This window comes from Mesorhizobium sp. M0701, assembly GCF_040320365.1.
GTDB lineage: Bacteria > Pseudomonadota > Alphaproteobacteria > Rhizobiales > Rhizobiaceae > Mesorhizobium.
Genome location: NZ_JAMYPO010000027.1, coordinates 1 through 17050, shown reverse-complemented (window position 1 = coordinate 17050; position 17050 = coordinate 1). Strand labels below are relative to the sequence as shown.

Here is a 17050-nt window from a genome sequence, read left to right as displayed (position 1 = left end):
CATGCGCCGCACGAGGGGAGCGGCGTGGCGCTTACAGACCCTGAAGGTGTGGCTTTCCGGTGCGTTGTGGCCGCGATAGCCGGCGTCGGCGAGAACGCCGCCGATCTCGTTACCGATGGTCTTTTCCATGTCAGGGATGATCGCTGCGAGCGTGTGGCCGTCATAGGGATTGCCGGGCAGCGCTTTTGCATGCAGGGCGAACTGGCCACCCTTTGAGCGCTTCAGCGTGGTGGCCACCGACACCTTCACCCCGAACTCGTAGGGCGCATGCGCCTTGCCCTTACCGATGCATTCCACCTCGTGCGCATGCAGGCTGTAGATTTTGCGGCCGCGCTGGCGCTGCCGCTGCTCGAGAACGGTGGAGGCCTGGTAGAGCGGCCACTTGAAGATCGCGTCCAGCTCCGCGTCGCTGGCGATCTGACGGGAGATGTCGCGGACGGTGCGCCCCAGATACGTCCTGAGCCTGCGCAGGGCCTTGTTGGCCCGCTTGAATTGCTTGGCGTGGGCGTAGCGCTGGTGCTTGGTCAGCGCCAGCTTGCCGACCCGCACATAGGTCTGGCGCAGGTCGAGCCGCGTCTTCTTCGCCAGCCGCACCAGCCGCTCGCGGGCGCGATGGATGAGCTTGGCGTCGGTAGGGAACATCACGTTCTTCGGCTGCACGGTCGTGTCCACGATCACTTGGCACGTGTCGGTCGGCTTCATCGCCCCGGTCTTGACTGCAATGCTGAGGCTTTCCTGCAAAAGCGCGACGATCCGCTCCTCGCCCATGCGGCTGCGCCAGCGCGTCATCGACGAGCGGTCGAACGGCAGCGCATGGCAGAAGAACGCCTCGCCGCAAAGATACTGGAAGTAGAGGTTCTCCACCCAGCGCTCGCACAGCACCTCGTCCGACAGGTTGAAGGTGTAGCTTGAGGATCGCCAGCCCCGCCATCAGCCGGGTCGGTAAGGGCGGCATGCCAGGGCCGTCCGAATAGACCGCGCCCAAACGCGCCTCCAGCGCCGGCCAGTCGATCGCCTGCGCCAGCCGCACCAGCTCGTGCTTCATGTTGATGATCTGATCGAGCCTGGAGCGGAACAGGTCCTGCTCTCCCGTCTTGCGCTTCTCGCGTGGCCTGGACACCGCCATCCCCTCTCGATTCGCCCCGCCGACCAAGTGATGGAGTGGATGCCCCCACCCGACGGCATTATCGCAATGTGCCAAATTGGTGATGTCGGAATCATCCAACACGGAGAGGGCATCCATGAAGGAAGTTAGCATTATCGCCGTTGAACTGGCAAAGCAGGCTTTTCAGGTTCATGGCGCCGCGGCTGAGGGGTCGGTTGTCTTTCGCAAGAAGCTGTCGCGTTCGCAGTTTCGGTCGTTCCTGAGCCGGCAGCCGGCCTGCCTCGTGGCTATGGAAGCTTGCGCGACGTCGCACTACTGGGGACGCGAGATCATGAAGCTGGGGCACACCGTCCGGCTGATCCCGCCAATTTACGTGAAGCCCTTCGTGAAGCGGCACAAGAATGACGCGGCGGATGCCGAAGCCATTGCGGAAGCCGGATCGCGCCCGACCATGCGATTTGTTGCCGTGAAGAGCGAGGAGCAGCAGGCCCGGGCGATGATCTTCCGCGCACGCGACCTGCTGGTGCGCCAACGCACGCAGTTGATCAATGCGCTACGCGGTCATCTGGCCGAATTCGGCATCGTGGTGGCGAAGGGTCCCGTCCATCTCGAGAAGCTGAATGATGCGATCGATGAGTTGGAGACGGGACTGCCGCCGATGGTCCGGGAGATCGGGCGGACCTATCTCGACCAAATTGCCGTCTACACTGACGAGATCGCCGATCTTGAGAAGAAACTTCGTGCGAATGCGGCAGGGGGTGAGGTGACGAAGCGGCTGCAGACTATGCCGGGGATCGGGCCGGTCACGGCCTTGGCTATCGAAGCGTTTGCCCCGCCGATGGAAAGCTTTCGACGCGGTCGCGACTTCTCCGCCTGGCTCGGGCTTGTGCCTCTGCAGAAGTCAACCGGCGGCAAGCAGATCCTTGGCAAGACCTCGAAAATGGGTCAGCGCGACATCCGCAGACTGCTGATCATCGGCGCCATGGCCGTGGTGCGATGGACCGCCCGCCGCGGCGCGCCGAAGGGATCTTGGCTGGCCGGCCTGATCGGTCGCAAGCCTCGCCTGGTGGTCGCCATCGCGCTGGCTAACAAGATGGCACGAGCTGTATGGGCCATGCTCACGAAGAAGGAGAATTATTGGAATCCGGTGGCGGCAGCCTGATCGGGCCAATCGTCCATCGGTGTTGCGAGGAGGTCGCGAACGGTAAGGGCAAATGATCGATCAGATCGGGATCAGGAAAGCCAGTGTGATTCACGGAGCCACGAGCTCGCCCACAGTGATTTGGAACCTGATCCGCGCATCTCCATACCGGCCCGCGGCCATGTCAACGAGCCGCAGTTGTGAGGCCTGACACATGACCGCACTCGATCGCATGCTCTGCGCTGTTCAAAACCAACTTGCAAAACCGGGGGCATCCACACATGAATCACGCTCCGCAGCACAAGAGAATCGCAAAACCGAATTGCAGGAAAACAGCGCTCAAACACCGCAAATCCTGAAATTCCAAAGCCGCTGTCCGCCTGAATCAGGATGTCAGATCAACGACTTGCGGACAGTTCACGGCCGACGAATTCCCGCCAGCTTTCCCGCTAGTAAGGAGCCCGCAGATCGTTCATTGAGATGTAAACGGTCTTCATCTCGCTGAAGTGATTGATCGCCAACTTAGAGTTCTCGCGGCCGACTCCAGACAGCTTTGAACCGCCGAACGGCGCTTCGGCCGGCGCAAGATTGTATGTGTTGATATAGCAGGTGCCGGCCTCAAAATCTTTCGCCACGCGGTGGGCGCGCGAAAGATCCTTGGTGAAAACACCTGCAGCCAGGCCGAATTCCGTAGCGTTAGCTCGCGCCAGCACTTCCTCCTCCGTGTCGAAATCCATAACCGACATAACCGGACCGAAAATCTCTTCCCGCGCTATTGCCATCCCATCTGCCACGTCAGCGAAGACCGTCGGCTCCAGGTAGAAACCTGGTCGATCCAGTTGGCGCCCCCCGTAGGCGAGCCGCGCCCCTTCCTCAATCCCTTTGGCAATATAGGCCTTCACGATTTCCATCTGGCGTTCGCTCACCATAGGGCCCAAGTTCACTGCCGGATCCATGGGATCGCCGATTTTTGCGGCGGCAAGCCTTGCCGAAAGCCGATCGAGGAACGCGATCTTAATCCCTCTTTGCACGAACACACGAGTGCCATTTGAGCAAATTTGCCCCGATGAGTAGAAGTTTCCTATGATGGCGCCACTTACTGCGTTTTCGAGATCCGCATCGTCGAAAATAATCAAAGGCGATTTACCGCCAAGTTCCATAGTGACATGTTTCATCCCCTCTGCTGCAGCCGCGTACACCTTGCGACCGGTTGGGACCGACCCTGTCAAAGACACTTTCGCCACGCGGCGATCGGATACAAGTGCTGCCCCTACATCGCCGTAGCCCTGTACGACGTTGAAGATGCCTTTCGGAGCGCCAGCTTCCATCAGCGCCTCGGCGAGTTTCAGCGCCGAGAGCGGTGTCGTTTCGGACGGTTTGAATACCATCACGTTGCCGCAGGCCAGCGCAGGTGCCGCTTTGAAGCAGGCAATCTGAATGGGGTAATTCCAGGCGCCTATACCCACACAAACGCCAAGCGGCTCTCGTATCGTGTAGGCAAAGTCCCCATTGGCGAGCGGAATGTACTCACCAGTCAGGCTGCCGGCGAGCCCGCCGAAATACTCCAGCGCGTCGGCGCCGGCGGACGCATCTGCTACGATGGTTTCCTGGATGGGCTTGCCGGTGTCGTGAGTCTCAAGCACCGATAGATCATAGTTGCGAGCACGCAAGATTTCTGCGGCACGACGCAGGACGCGTCCTCGCTCGGTTCCGGTCATAGCAGCCCAACTCTTCCGGGCGGCCGTTGCTGATTGCAGCGCCCTTTCAACAACGGCAGGTGTCGCGGCCTGAAGTCGAGCGATCGTCTCACCCGTGGCTGGGTAGATAACATCGATCGCCTGACCGGCCGCGCTCTCGACATATTCCCCGTCAATGAAATGGCTCGCCTTTGGCTGGAACCTCACTTTGAACTCCTTCTCATCCCTGCTCTCCTAATAAACAAGCAGATATCGTCAGCGAGCCACCGGTCGAAACCAGGTTTCTCTTGATCGACGACGACGATGCCAAGCTTGCAATGCAAGCGTCCGTTTTCGTCGCATCGAGCTTCTGCTAGTTAGATCGATCCGGCGCGTCAGGTATGAGACGCTTTGATGACGGCCACTAGATCTTTTAGAATTGCCTCATTAACCTCAACACCCAGGCCAGGACCGCAATCGTCCGGAAGCCGGATCTCGCCAGCAATCACCGGCAATGGCTTTTTTACCAGCGGCGATTCATCGTTGACATAGTTGTAGAGTCCGAACACCAGGTTGGGCGGCAGAGTGTGCGCCATCTGAGTGACGCACGCCAAAAGAATTCCTTTGCCGTGAAAATCTTCGATGCGCACGGGAACTCCAAGTATTTTTGCCAAACCCATCGCCTGCCGCGTTGCCTCTATTCCCCCAACGCACGAGGTTTTCAGCGACGCAACGTCAAGAACGCCGTCTTTAACCGCCTCAAGAAAGCGACGGGGGCTGTCGATCACCTCGTCCAGCATTATCGGTATCCCGGTTCGCCTGACGACAGTTCGACATTCCTCGTAGCCCTCGCAGGGATTTTCGATCATGGGGGAAAGATGCCGGACGGCCGAGATGATGCGGATTGCGTCATCGACAAGCCATCCACGGTTTGGATCGTGCCAGACACGCTCGTGGGGCAACGTCATCTCCTGCACCATGCGGATGGTCGCTATATCCTGATGGGCTTCGCCAGCTCCCACCTTAATTTGAATCGCGTATAGCCCTTAGCCCGTTCAGCTTCGAAAGAAGCGAGCGTTTGCTCGCAGGTGCCAATACGGACGACGGACAGGACCGGAAGGCTCTAGGATACCCGCCCCCCCCAAAGATCCACGAGAGGAATGCCATACGCCTTGGCTGCCAAGTCCCACAGTGCCATTTCCAGGCCGGTTTTGGCATTCCATGGCCTCGGAGGGCCGCGGAGATGTCGTGAAGGATCGTCGCAATTTGTCGAGGATCGCGGCCCAGCACGACGGGCGATACGTGGAGGATGCTCTCCCGCGCGCCGGCGGAAAGGTCCGGAAGATAGAATGGTGGCGCCGACGAGACCTCACCCCAGCCCACTAGACCGCTGTCCGTTTCGATTTTGACGACCAAGTCGTCCAAGGTGGGACCGATGGACTGGCTCGCAACATACCTCGTCAGGTTCATGCCCACATGCACCGGCACTGAGTAGAGCGTTATTCGGTTGATGCGCATTTCCACACAGCTTGGATATTGGTCGGGAGCGGCCTCGCCGTGTATCGTCGAAGTCACGCCGAATCAGGTGTCACTTCCGCGCAGCATCTCGTTGACGATCAACGTGTTGCCGACGACGTCGGGCGCGGACAGCCGAGCCTCCAGCAACCGTCAGTCAAGTCCTTTATAACGCGCTTGAGCATGGTCCAACGCTGCTCTCAGACCCTTCTCAATTGTCATCTTGGTTAACTCGACGTACTCGGGAAGCGGCTGTGCGCCCATAATTGCTACCTGCTCTAGGTAGAAGTCAGTCGCGCTCTTGAGACCTTGTATTTCATAAACGCGATTGAGATACATCTTGTGCATCCGTTGCATTTCGCGCGGCATTCGCGCCATGAGCGTGGCTTTCCGGCGGGTGGCTTCGTGAAGGTCCTCAGGCGAAACAACCTCGGTGACCAGTCCCATCTCCTTGGCTTCTTTTGCCGACACATCACGCCCTGTGAGCAGAATGTCCTTTGCGGTCTTCATGTTCACCAGCCAGGGCATGAACATGCAATGACCGGAGAGGCCGTAGCGAACCTCGCTATAGCCCATCTTAGTATCCGAAGTGACGATGGAGACGTCGCAAAATAGAGATAGCTCAAACCCCTTGCCGATCGCATACTTGTGGACGGAAGCTATAACCGGTTTGCTGACGGTCCAAGGGGTCGTGAATTGCTCAAACTGACGAATGTACTTCAGGCGATATTCGTAGATGGACGTGCGATCATCGGCCGTGTCCTCATCGAGATCGTGGCCCGAGCAGAACCCGCGGCCGGCGCCGCGAATAACCATTACATTCACATTGTCATCTTGGTCGGCACGAAGAAGGCCGGCCCGGAGCTCAGCGATCAGACGCTCATTCATGGCGTTGATTTTCTCTGGCCGATTGAGGGTCAGCCAGCAGACGTGTTCCGCATCCACCTCATACAGGAGGTGCTCATACTCGGTGGTCTCAGCGGTAATTCGGTCCATCACACTATTCCTTCGGCGGTTAACTTTTGACAGCTTTCTATCTCGGGCTCAGCGGGCCCAGGCCCGACACCGGCAAGCCTACTTCATGTCGCATCTAAAGTCGCAGCTGCAGAGGTTCGAAGATCAGCGATAGCATCACTCCTCAGGATTGGGAGAGCGCAAAAAAGTAATCTGCCTAGTGAATTTGTTTCGGCAGCGTAGCCCCGCTTCCCCGCATATAAAACATACCGAAGTTGAATTGGAGCTAGGCGCATGTCCTTCGAAGGCGTCATACTGCCGGGAAACTCTACCTTCCGGCGGTCCAGAGAATGGTATCGGAGCAACTCCGCCAAGACTCTAATCGCCGCTGGATGAATGTTCAGTGGCAGGTCAGCGGCGACGAACGAGATGAAAGGCGTTGCATTTAACTTGAACCACCGGCGGGCTAAGAAATGGCGTCCGATTATTGTGGTCGACTCGAGTTGATCCGCAACTTTCAAGCTGCAGTTGGCGCACCTGTAGCCCTCGGCCGGGTCGCACTCAAGGAGAGATAAGGCATCCTTTGCTGATGCCCCCCATTCAATTCATCGCGGTATCGGCCATTTGGTAGATCATCTGAAGCCGCCGAAGGTCCTCCTTCGAGGGCTCGGCCAGCCGCCGGGGAGCTCGATCACCCGCGCCAGCGTTGATTTACCCGAGCCCGATTCTCCGACCACCGCGAGCGTCTGCCCAGGATGAAGGTCCAGGGAAACATCCTGCAAGACTGCTGCGTCGCCGTAACCTGCTGTCACGCCTTTGACTGATAGAACAGGCGAAGTACCGCAATCCTTCTGGTCATAATCGATGTGATGCACCGAAACGAGAGCTCGCGTGTATTGCTCGTGCGGTTGGTTGATGATCTGCTGCGTCATTCCCCGCTCTACGAGTTGGCCATGCCGCAGAACCATGATCTCGTCTGCGACCTGCGCCACAACCGCCAAGTCGTGGGTGATATAGAGTGCCGCGACACCGGTATCACGAATGGCGTCCCGGATTGCGGCCAGCACATCGATTTGTGTGGCGTCGAGCACTGTAGTCGGCTCGTCGAAGACGATGAGGTCAGGCTCAGAGCAGAGCGCCATAGCGGTCATAACGCGCTGCAGCTGACCGCCCGAAACCTGATGGGGGAAACGCGCCGATGCTCTCAGGATCAGGAAGACCCAGCTTTTTGAACAGTGCAATCGCTCGCTTCTCGGCTTCGGTCCGGGTTGACATGCCGTGCAGAAGCGCCGCCTCCATCAGCGGGTGGGCGGGGTTAAATGCGGCGGCCGCGGACTGCGCAACATAGCAGACCTCGCTGCCTCGGAGTTTGCGGATGCCGCTTGCTCCGATCTTCAGGATGTCACGGTCGTTGAGGATGAACCTCGCCGCCAGTTATTTTCACCCCGCCACGACCATAACCCATGCTGGCCAGACCTATGGTGGATTTGCCAGCGCCAGATTCACCAATCAGACCCAAAACCCTGCCCCGTTTCAGGTCAGCGAAACGTCGTGGACGAGAGTTGCGTTCTTTGGGCTCTCGCCCGGTGGGTGGACCGTCGCCTCAATCCGGAGGTTGCGTATGTTGAGCAACGTGTCGGGCTGCCCCGGCCGACTGGCTTGCGCGGCCGGGGCGCGCGTCGCGTCACGAAGCTTGGCAGACATTGAGAGTTCGATTGACATTTGCAGGGTCCACTCTGTTGATTGTCCGTCGTCGGCTTTTTTGATTATTGGGTGGTATGAAGAGCCCACCCACCACTCTGGATGCGCAATTCCATTGCACAATCGCCTCAAACGCCTCTGCGAAGCCCCTTGACCAACAGCCCGACGGTCCCGTCCCATCGAGCGCCCCTCAGCCGACATTCTTGGCGCGTGTACGGTACACCCTTGCGACAGCAGAGGGAAAGAGCGTGTCCGCCTCACCACCCGCAAGATGCATGCCGAAGGAAGTTGGCTTGTGGCGCCCTCCCGGCGGTCACACTCTAAACGAGCAAATCGTGTATGGCAGTTCACTGCGTCGGTCGTGGTCGATCGTAATCGTGCTCTTGAGCGGCGGAACCGCGCGTTGGATGCAGTTTATCCGCTCACAAATTCGGCATGAAACGCCGATGGGCTCGAACGCTGAGTTGTTGGCAAAATCCAGCCGGTCTGCGTAGACGAAATCGCCCGCATCGGAAATCTCGCATCCGAGCGCGATCGCATAGCGTCGATGAGGAGAGCCAAACCCACCGTCCGCCTTGGTGATTTCTGTGGCGATACTGAGATAGCGCACGCCGTCTGGCGTCTCGGCCAGCTGGCAATTCATGCGGCCTGGGGTTTCGAACGCCTGGTGGGCATTCCACAACGGGCAAGCTGCGCCGTAGCGGGCAAACTGCAACTTCGCGGCGCTGTGGCGCTTGGTGATATTGCCAGCTCGGTCGATGCGCGCGAAAAAGACCGGAACACCTTTCATCCGGGGTCTTTGCAACGTTGAGAGCCGATGCGCCACCTGCTCAAGGCTGGCGCCGAAACGCACTGCGAGCAGGTGGAGGTCGTGCCGAAGTGTTTTTGCCGTGGCCAGGAAGGGTCGGTATGGCAACATAAGCGCCCCGGCAAAATAATTCTGGAGGCCGATCCTACATATCTCTGCCGCTTCGGAGGTACGGAATCGCGCTCGCTCGATGATGGCGTCCATCTCCGCCCGGTGCTCCAAGGCGCCGATCTGGAATGCCATCTGAAAACAGCGCGTCGATGCAGGCGAGTAAGAGTTCACGTACAGCACGCGCGCGGAGGCGTCGAAGCGCCTGATTACCCGCTCGCCACTGCCAGCGCGCGCTAGACGAACATGATGATGCTCTTCCAAGTGGTCTGCGAAGGCCGTACCGACATCTCGATCCGGCACGCCCAGGGCTTTCACCAGATGCTCGGCCGCCCGGTCGAGCTCATCGATGTAGTTGTCAACAAAATGAAAGAAGTCCCGCACTTCCTCATATGGTGTCGGCTCGGCAAAAGCATTGGTTCTGATCAGCTGGTCGTCGAAGCTGGCAAGCTGCTCACTATTTCTGCGATATGCCTGATGACAGGTGATCAGTGCATGAGCGAGAGATGGTGCGTTTTGGGCAACGAGCTTGAGCTCCTGAAATCCGACTGAAACACCGCCAAATACGGGGTCAGCGAGTGCCTCGCTCAGTGCCGAGAGCAGCCGGTCGGCCTCGCTGCCGCCGATCGAAGCGATATCCACATGGAATTTCTCGGCCAGCGCAAGAAGCACGGCGGCTGACACTGGTCGTTGGTTATTTTCTATCTGGTTCAGATAGCTGGTCGAAATCCCCATACGCTCGGCGAAGACCGCCTGGGTGGCCTTGCTGGCGTCCCGCAGTTCGCGTACGCGCCGCCCAATGAAAAGCTTACCGTTTGCCATTTGCAAATTCGCATATTGCTGTTCGCAATTTCATACATTTCGCAATCGCACCCGGTCAATCCTTTTCCCTTCATTGCCGACGAACTAATGCGGTGCGTAATTCCAGTGGAGGCGTTCATGCGATTTTCCAGCGAAGCAAACCCGAGTTTGAGGAAACGCCAGATTACCGCACTGCGGTGGCCGACGGCTTTGAACTTTGAAGCGGAGACGGGCCGTTGATGCGAGGCGTTCTCGAACAACTCGAGGTCCGTCGTGCGCAGGCTCGCATGGGCGGAGGACAGAAGCGTATCGATGCCCAGCACGCCAAAGGCAAGCTGACGGCCCGAGAGCGCCTCGTGGTGCTTCTCGATGAAGGCTCCTTCGAAGAATACGATATGTATGTCACGCATCGTGCAACAGACTTCGGCATGGATGCCCAGAAGGTGGCTGGCGATGGCGTGGTCACAGGCTGGGGTACGATCAACGGCAGGCTCGTTTACGTCTTCTCTCAAGACTTCACGGTCCTTGGCGGATCGCTGTCCGAGACGCACGCTCAGAAGATCTGCAAGATCATGGACATGGCGGTGCGCAATGGGGCGCCGGTAATCGGTCTCAATGATTCCGGCGGGGCTCGCATCCAAGAGGGTGTCGCCTCACTTGCCGGGTATGCCGACGTCTTCAAGCGCAATGTCGATGCTTCCGGCGTCATTCCGCAGATTTCGGTGATCATGGGGCCTTGCGCCGGCGGCGCGGTCTATTCGCCGGCCATGACCGATTTCATCTTCATGGTCCGGGATTCCTCATACATGTTTGTGACTGGTCCCGATGTGGTCAAGACGGTCACAAACGAGATCGTGACCGCGGAGGAACTAGGCGGCGCGGCAACACACACGCAAAAGTCCTCTGTTGCGGACGGGGCTTTCGAAAACGATATAGAGGCTTTGGAAGAGGTCCGGCGCCTCTTTGATTTCCTGCCGCTGAACAATCGGGAAAAGCCGCCCGTGCGGCCGTTTTATGACGATCCCGAGCGGATCGAGTTGCGCCTCGACACGCTGGCGCCGGAGAGCGCCAACAAGCCCTACGACATGAAGGAACTGATCCTCGCGATCGCCGATGAAGGCGATTTCTTCGAGCTTCAGGCCGCCTTCGCCCGCAACATCATCACCGGATTTGTTCGCATCGAGGGCAGGACGGTCGGAGCGGTGGCCAACCAGCCCATGGTGCTGGCCGGATGCCTGGACATTGATTCCTCCCGCAAGGCGGCGCGTTTCGTTCGCTTCTGCAACGCCTTCGACATCCCGATCCTGACGCTCGTCGATGTGCCAGGTTTCCTGCCGGGCACTGCCCAGGAATATGGCGGCGTCATCAAGCACGGCGCCAAGCTGCTGTTTGCCTATTCGCAGGCGACTGTGCCGATGGTCACACTGATCACACGCAAGGCCTATGGCGGCGCCTACGACGTGATGGCTTCCAAACATATCGGCGCCGACATCAACTACGCCTGGCCCACCGCCGAAATCGCGGTGATGGGCGCAAAGGGCGCGGCCGAGATCCTCTACCGGTCCGAACTCGGCGATCCCAAGAGGCTGGCGGCTCGCACCAAGGAATACGAGCAGCGTTTCGCCAATCCCTTCATTGCCGCCGAGCGCGGCTTCATTGACGAGGTGATCATGCCACATTCCTCACGCAAGCGGATCGCGCGTGCCTTTGCCGCTCTGCGCGGCAAGAGCATCGAGACGCGCTGGAAGAAGCACGACACGATCCCGCTTTGAGTGCGCAAAAATGTTCAAGAAGATCCTGATTGCCAATCGTGGCGAGATCGCGTGCCGGGTGATCAAGACGGCGCACAGGCTCGGCATAGCCACCGTCGCCGTCTATTCCGACGCTGACCGCGACGCCTTGCACGTCCGGCAAGCCGATGAAGCGGTCCATATCGGTCCCGCCGCCTCAGCCCAGTCCTATCTTGGCATCGCGAACATCCTCGATGCCGTCTCCGCTACGGGTGCTGATGCGGTTCATCCGGGCTACGGTTTCCTGTCCGAGAATTCGAATTTTGCCGACGCGCTCAAAGCCAATGGCATCGCCTTCATCGGGCCCTCGCCGGTCTCCATGGAGGCGATGGGCGACAAGATCACGTCGAAAAGGATTGCGGCATCCGCCAGTGTCTCGACCGTGCCCGGCCACATGGCCCTGATCGAGGATGCAGAGGAAGCGCTGCGCATCGCCGCAGAGATTGGCTTTCCTGTCATGATCAAGGCCTCCGCCGGCGGTGGCGGCAAGGGCATGCGCATTGCCTGGAACGAGGTCGAGGCGCGCGAAGGATATCACTCCTCGCGAAACGAGGCCAAGAACGCCTTTGGTGATGATCGTATCTTCATCGAGAAATTCGTTACCGAGCCACGTCACATCGAAATCCAGGTGCTCGGCGATCAGTACGGCAATATCGTCCACCTCGGAGAGCGGGAATGCTCGATCCAGCGCCGCAACCAGAAGATCATCGAGGAGGCACCGTCACCGTTCATCAACGAAGCAACTCGACATGCGATGGGGGACCAGGCCATCGCTCTTGCCAAGGCGGTCGGCTACCACTCGGCAGGTACCGTTGAATTCATCGTCGATCGCGAGCGCAACTTCTACTTCCTCGAGATGAACACGCGGCTTCAGGTCGAGCATCCGGTCACCGAACTTGTTACCGGCATCGATCTGGTCGAGGAAATGATCCGCATTGCGGCCGGCGAAAAGCTGCGCTTTGCCCAGGAGGATGTGAGGCTGAACGGCTGGGCGATCGAAAGCCGGCTCTATGCCGAAGACCCGTATCGCAACTTCCTGCCCTCGATCGGTCGTCTGACACGCTACCGGCCCCCCACTGCGGGTAAACGTGGGGACGGCTCACTCATCCGCAACGATACCGGTGTGGTGGAGGGCTCGGAAATTTCGATGCACTATGATCCCATGATTGCCAAGCTCTGCGCCTGGGCGCCCAACCGGCTGGGCGCGATCAACGCCATGACCGCTGCGTTGGATGATTTCGAAGTAGAAGGCATCGGCAATAACCTGCCGTTTCTCTCCGCTGTCATGGACCGTCCCCGGTTTCGAGAGGGGCGGCTAAGCACAGCCTTTATCGCCGAGGAGTTTCCGGACGGCTTCGCAGGTGTGGCCGCAACCGATGCGGATGAGCGCAAGCTCGCGGCGGTCGCGACACAGATCAACTGGAAACTCCAGCACCGTAATGTCCTGATCTCCGGGGCGATGGACAATCATCGTCGGAAAGTCTCCAGCGATTGGATCGTCACGCTCGGCAATCATGCCTTTCCGGTCGCCGTGTGCGACCACGAAAACGGAACCGCGGTGTCATTCGATGACGGCTCGGTGCTGACCGTCGCAAGCGACTGGCTGCCGGGACGGCCAATCGCGCACTTTCAAATTGGCGCAGACAGCACGACGGTCAAAACGTCACGGTCAGGAACCGGCTACCGACTGCGCTGGCGAGGCATGGATGTTGTTGCCCATGTACGCAGCCCACCTATTGCCGAACTGGCGCGGTTGATGCCGAAGAAACTGCCGCCGGATACCTCCAAGCTGCTGCTTTGCCCGATGCCCGGTGTAGTCACCACGATTGCCGTTTCCGAAGGAGAGCCGGTCGAGGCTGGCCAGATTCTTGCAACGGTGGAGGCGATGAAAATGGAGAACGTGCTGCGCGCCGAACGTAAGGGCACGGTGAAGCACATCGTCGCGACTGCCGGCATGAACATGGCTGTCGATGAACTGATCATGGAATTTGATTAAGGGTAGGACAAATGGCCAACCGCGCAGCCTACGGGGACTGGCGAAAACTCGCCGAGCACGAAATCAAGGCGTCGCTCGACAGCTTGGTCTGGAATACGCCGGAAGGCATTGCGGTCAAATCGCTCTACACCGAGGCCGATCTGGATACGGCCGGCCACCTCGGCACGCTGCCCGGGATAAAACCGTTCCTGCGCGGGCCGCGGGCAACCATGTATGCAGGGCGTCCGTGGACCATCCGGCAGTATGCTGGCTTCTCGACAGCGGAAGAATCCAACGCCTTCTACCGCAAGGCGCTGCTGGTTGGCCAGAAGGGTCTGTCAGTAGCCTTTGATCTTGCCACCCACCGTGGGTACGATTCAGATCATCCCCGCGTGGAGGGGGACGTCGGCAAGGCCGGTGTTGCGATCGACTCGGTGGAGGATATGAAGATCCTATTCGACGGCATTCCCCTGAAAGAGATGTCCGTCTCCATGACCATGAACGGTGCGGTCATCCCGATCCTCGCTTGCTTCATCGTCGCTGGCGAGGAACAGGGCTGCTTGCCGGCCCAGCTTTCTGGGACCATCCAGAACGACATCCTGAAGGAGTTCATGGTCCGCAACACCTACATCTATCCGCCCGAACCCTCGATGCGCATCGTCGCCGACATCATCGAGTACACCGCAAAGGAGATGCCGAAGTTCAACTCGATCTCCATCTCCGGCTATCACATGCAGGAGGCCGGCGCGACGCTGGTGCAGGAACTCGCCTTCACCCTGGCCAATGGACGCGAATATGTCCGGGCGGCGTTGAAGAAGGGCCTCGACGTCGACGATTTTGCCGGACGGCTCTCGTTCTTCTTTGCGATTGGAATGAATTTCTTCATGGAGGCCGCCAAGCTGCGGGCAGCGCGACTTCTGTGGTCGCGTATCATGGAAGAGTTCCAACCGAAGCAGCCTTCGTCGCTGATGCTGCGCACGCATTGCCAGACATCAGGCGTGTCGCTGCACGAGCAGGATCCCTACAATAATATCGTGCGCACCGCTTATGAGGCGCTCGCCGCGGTTCTCGGCGGAACGCAATCGCTCCACACCAATTCTTTCGATGAGGCGATCGCGCTGCCGACTGAGTTTTCCGCACGCATCGCGCGAAACACGCAGCTTATCCTTCAGCACGAGACCGGCGTCACCAAAGTCGTCGATCCGCTGGCCGGCTCCTATTACGTCGAAAGCCTGACCGCCGAACTTGCTGATAAGGCGTGGGCGCACATCGAGGATATCGAGGCCGTCGGCGGCATGACCAAGGCCGTTCTCGAAGGTTTGCCAAAACGCCTAATCGAGGCGGCGGCGACCCGCCGCCAGGCGGCGATCGATCTCGGCGACGAGGTGATCGTCGGCGTCAACAAGTACCGGTTGGAAAACGAGGCCCCGATGGATGTCCTTGAGATAGACAATGCGGCTGTGCGCGAGGCGCAGATCCGTCGTCTCGAACAAACAAAGCGTCAGCGCGACCCCAAGCGCGTCGACGCGGCCCTTGCCGCGCTTGGTGAAACCGCGGCCAGCGGCAAGGGCAATATACTCGAGGCAACGGTCGAAGCGGTGCGCGCCCGCGCGACGGTGGGAGAGATTTCCGATGTCTTACGCCGCGCTTTCGGGGATCACGCGGCCGTTCCCGAGGTGATTGCGGAGGTCTACGGAGCCGCCTTCCGGGAGGAGCCGGAATATAGGACGCTGGTTTCCCGGATCGGGGACGCCGCCATGTCGCTCGGCAGGAGGCCGAAGCTGATGGTGGCCAAGCTCGGTCAGGATGGCCACGACCGCGGGGCCAAAGTGATCGCGTCGGCCTTCGGCGATCTCGGTTTCGATGTGGTCGTGGGGCCGCTTTTCCAAACACCGGAAGAAGCCGCAGCCATGGCCGTGGCCTCTGAGGTTCATGTCGTCGGCGCATCTTCGCTGGCGGCCGGGCACAAGACGCTCCTGCCGCAGCTCGTCGAGGCACTGAAAGCAAAAGGCGCTGAAAACATCATCGTTGTGTGCGGTGGCGTGGTGCCGCGCCAGGACTATCAGCTCCTCATGGATCATGGGGTGGCCGCAGTGTTTGGCCCGGGCACGCATGTCCTGGATGCCGCCCGTGCGGTCGTCGATCTCATTGAAGGTAGGCGTCGCAATCAATGAAGACCGACAGCGAGATTGTCGGGCGGCTTGCCGGCCTGCCCATGGGACGCGTGCTGCCGGAGATCTACCGTTTGAGGAAGCCGCTCTCGCCGCATCGCTCGGCCGAAATCGACGGCGTTTCGATCGAGGCTGCCGATCTTTCATTTCCGGTTCTGCCGACACCGCTCGTCATCGAAGGTGCGGGCGGGCTGATGGTGCCGCTGAACCGCCGGACAAGGTTCATCGACATATTCGAGCAATGGCAGTTGCCGGTCATTCTGTGCGCCCGCACCGCGCTCGGAACCATCAACCACACCCTGCTGTCGATCGAGGCCCTGCGGGCGCGCGCCATCCCGCTGGCCGGCATCGCCTTCATCGGCAACGAAGCAGCTTGGCAGGCTGCCGCAGCTCGATCCGCTGACGGACAAAACGCTGAGACAAGCGATGATTGCCGGCTTCGACCTCGCTTTGATTGCCGGAGGCGGATAATGCCGCAATCCCGTGTGTGGCATCCCTTCACCCAGCACGCGCTCGAGCCGGCGATCCCTGAAATCGTCCTGGCTGAAGGCGCCTATCTCCACAAAGCCAATGGCGCGCGCATCCTGGACGCCATCTCATCCTGGTGGGTCGTCACGCATGGCCACCGCCATCCGCGCATTATGAAGGCAATCGAGACGACCGCCTCGAGCCTCGACCAGATCATCTTCGCAGGTTTCACGCACGAGCCGGCCGAACGCCTGGCCAAGGCGCTTGTCGGCCTCGCTCCCGCCGGCCTCGACCGGGTGTTCTATTCCGACAGCGGCTCGACCTGCGTCGAAGTCGCGTTGAAGATGGCGCTCGGTTATTTCCGCAACATCGGCGCGCCCCGCTCGCGCATCGTCGTCATGGAGCACAGCTATCACGGCGACACGATCGGCACGATGAGCGTCGGTGCGCGTGGCGTGTTCAACGCCGCCTACGAACCCTTGCTGTTCGAGGTCGACACCATTCCCTTCCCGGCCGCCGGCCGCGAGCAGGAAACGCTGGATCGGTTCGAGGCAGTTGCCCGCGACCGGCGCGCCGCCGCGCTGATCGTCGAACCGCTCGTGCTTGGCGCCGGCGGCATGCTGATGTATCCGGCCTCGGTTCTGACCGGATTGAAGAAGATTGCCGAAGCCTCCGGCACGCTGCTGATTGCCGACGAGGTGATGACCGGCTGGGGCCGCACCGGGAGCATGTTCGCCTGCGAGCAGGCATCGATTTCTCCAGACATCCTGTGCACCTCGAAAGGCTTGACCGGTGGCACCATTCCGCTGGCGGCCACGCTTGCCACCGATGCGATCT

At 59.8% G+C, this 17050-nt stretch carries 10 protein-coding genes and 3 pseudogenes; 5 read left to right on the top strand and 8 right to left on the bottom strand.

Annotated features, from left to right (window positions below):
• Window positions 1–36 precede the first annotated feature (36 nt).
• Window positions 37–1120, bottom strand: a pseudogene (locus NKI24_RS22930) (IS5 family transposase); the annotation flags it as partial.
• A 121-nt stretch (window positions 1121–1241) separates the two neighbouring features.
• On the opposite strand from NKI24_RS22930, the gene NKI24_RS22925 reads away from it, so the two are divergent.
• On the top strand, window positions 1242–2267 hold the full coding sequence (locus tag NKI24_RS22925) for an IS110 family RNA-guided transposase (RefSeq protein WP_352748508.1): 1026 nt from the start codon (window positions 1242–1244) through the stop codon (window positions 2265–2267).
• 428 nt (window positions 2268–2695) lie between these two features.
• Here NKI24_RS22925 and betB read toward each other — a convergent pair whose 3' ends face one another.
• The 7 genes and pseudogenes from betB to NKI24_RS22890 all read right to left on the bottom strand — a co-directional run bounded on the left by betB (window position 2696) and on the right by NKI24_RS22890 (window position 9830).
• Window positions 2696–4150 (bottom strand): betaine-aldehyde dehydrogenase, encoded by a 1455-nt coding sequence (gene betB / locus NKI24_RS22920; RefSeq protein WP_352748505.1) that lies wholly within the window; start codon window positions 4148–4150, stop codon window positions 2696–2698.
• Window positions 4151–4317: 167 nt separating this feature from the next.
• On the bottom strand, window positions 4318–4950 hold the full coding sequence (locus NKI24_RS22915) for an enolase C-terminal domain-like protein (RefSeq protein WP_352748660.1): 633 nt from the start codon (window positions 4948–4950) through the stop codon (window positions 4318–4320).
• 95 nt (window positions 4951–5045) lie between these two features.
• Window positions 5046–5222: a hypothetical protein gene (locus tag NKI24_RS22910; RefSeq protein ID WP_352748656.1), complete on the bottom strand. Its 177-nt coding sequence runs from the start codon at window positions 5220–5222 to the stop codon at window positions 5046–5048.
• Window positions 5174–5392, bottom strand: a pseudogene (locus NKI24_RS22905) (hypothetical protein); the annotation flags it as partial. The pseudogene NKI24_RS22905 and the gene NKI24_RS22910, both read right to left, overlap by 49 nt.
• A gap of 198 nt (window positions 5393–5590) precedes the next feature.
• Window positions 5591–6433, bottom strand: a complete 843-nt coding sequence (locus NKI24_RS22900; RefSeq protein ID WP_352748502.1) for an enoyl-CoA hydratase/isomerase family protein — start codon at window positions 6431–6433, stop codon at window positions 5591–5593.
• A 561-nt stretch (window positions 6434–6994) separates the two neighbouring features.
• Window positions 6995–8095, bottom strand: a pseudogene (locus NKI24_RS22895) (ABC transporter ATP-binding protein); the annotation flags it as partial.
• Window positions 8096–8405: 310 nt separating this feature from the next.
• Complete coding sequence (locus NKI24_RS22890; protein WP_352748499.1) at window positions 8406–9830, bottom strand: helix-turn-helix domain-containing protein; 1425 nt, start codon at window positions 9828–9830, stop codon at window positions 8406–8408.
• 218 nt (window positions 9831–10048) lie between these two features.
• Here NKI24_RS22890 and NKI24_RS22885 point away from each other — a divergent pair, with 218 nt between their 5' ends.
• From NKI24_RS22885 to NKI24_RS22870, 4 genes are all read left to right on the top strand, one after another.
• Complete coding sequence (locus tag NKI24_RS22885; RefSeq protein WP_352748653.1) at window positions 10049–11581, top strand: acyl-CoA carboxylase subunit beta; 1533 nt, start codon at window positions 10049–10051, stop codon at window positions 11579–11581.
• Window positions 11582–11591: 10 nt separating this feature from the next.
• Complete coding sequence (locus tag NKI24_RS22880) at window positions 11592–13595, top strand: acetyl-CoA carboxylase biotin carboxylase subunit (RefSeq protein WP_352748496.1); 2004 nt, start codon at window positions 11592–11594, stop codon at window positions 13593–13595.
• Between the two features lie 11 nt (window positions 13596–13606).
• Window positions 13607–15748, top strand: a complete 2142-nt coding sequence (gene scpA / locus NKI24_RS22875; protein ID WP_352748493.1) for a methylmalonyl-CoA mutase — start codon at window positions 13607–13609, stop codon at window positions 15746–15748.
• The coding region (locus NKI24_RS22870) for an aminotransferase class III-fold pyridoxal phosphate-dependent enzyme (protein WP_352748490.1) at window positions 15745–17050 on the top strand (1306 nt) is incomplete at its 3' end. The genes scpA and NKI24_RS22870, both read left to right, overlap by 4 nt.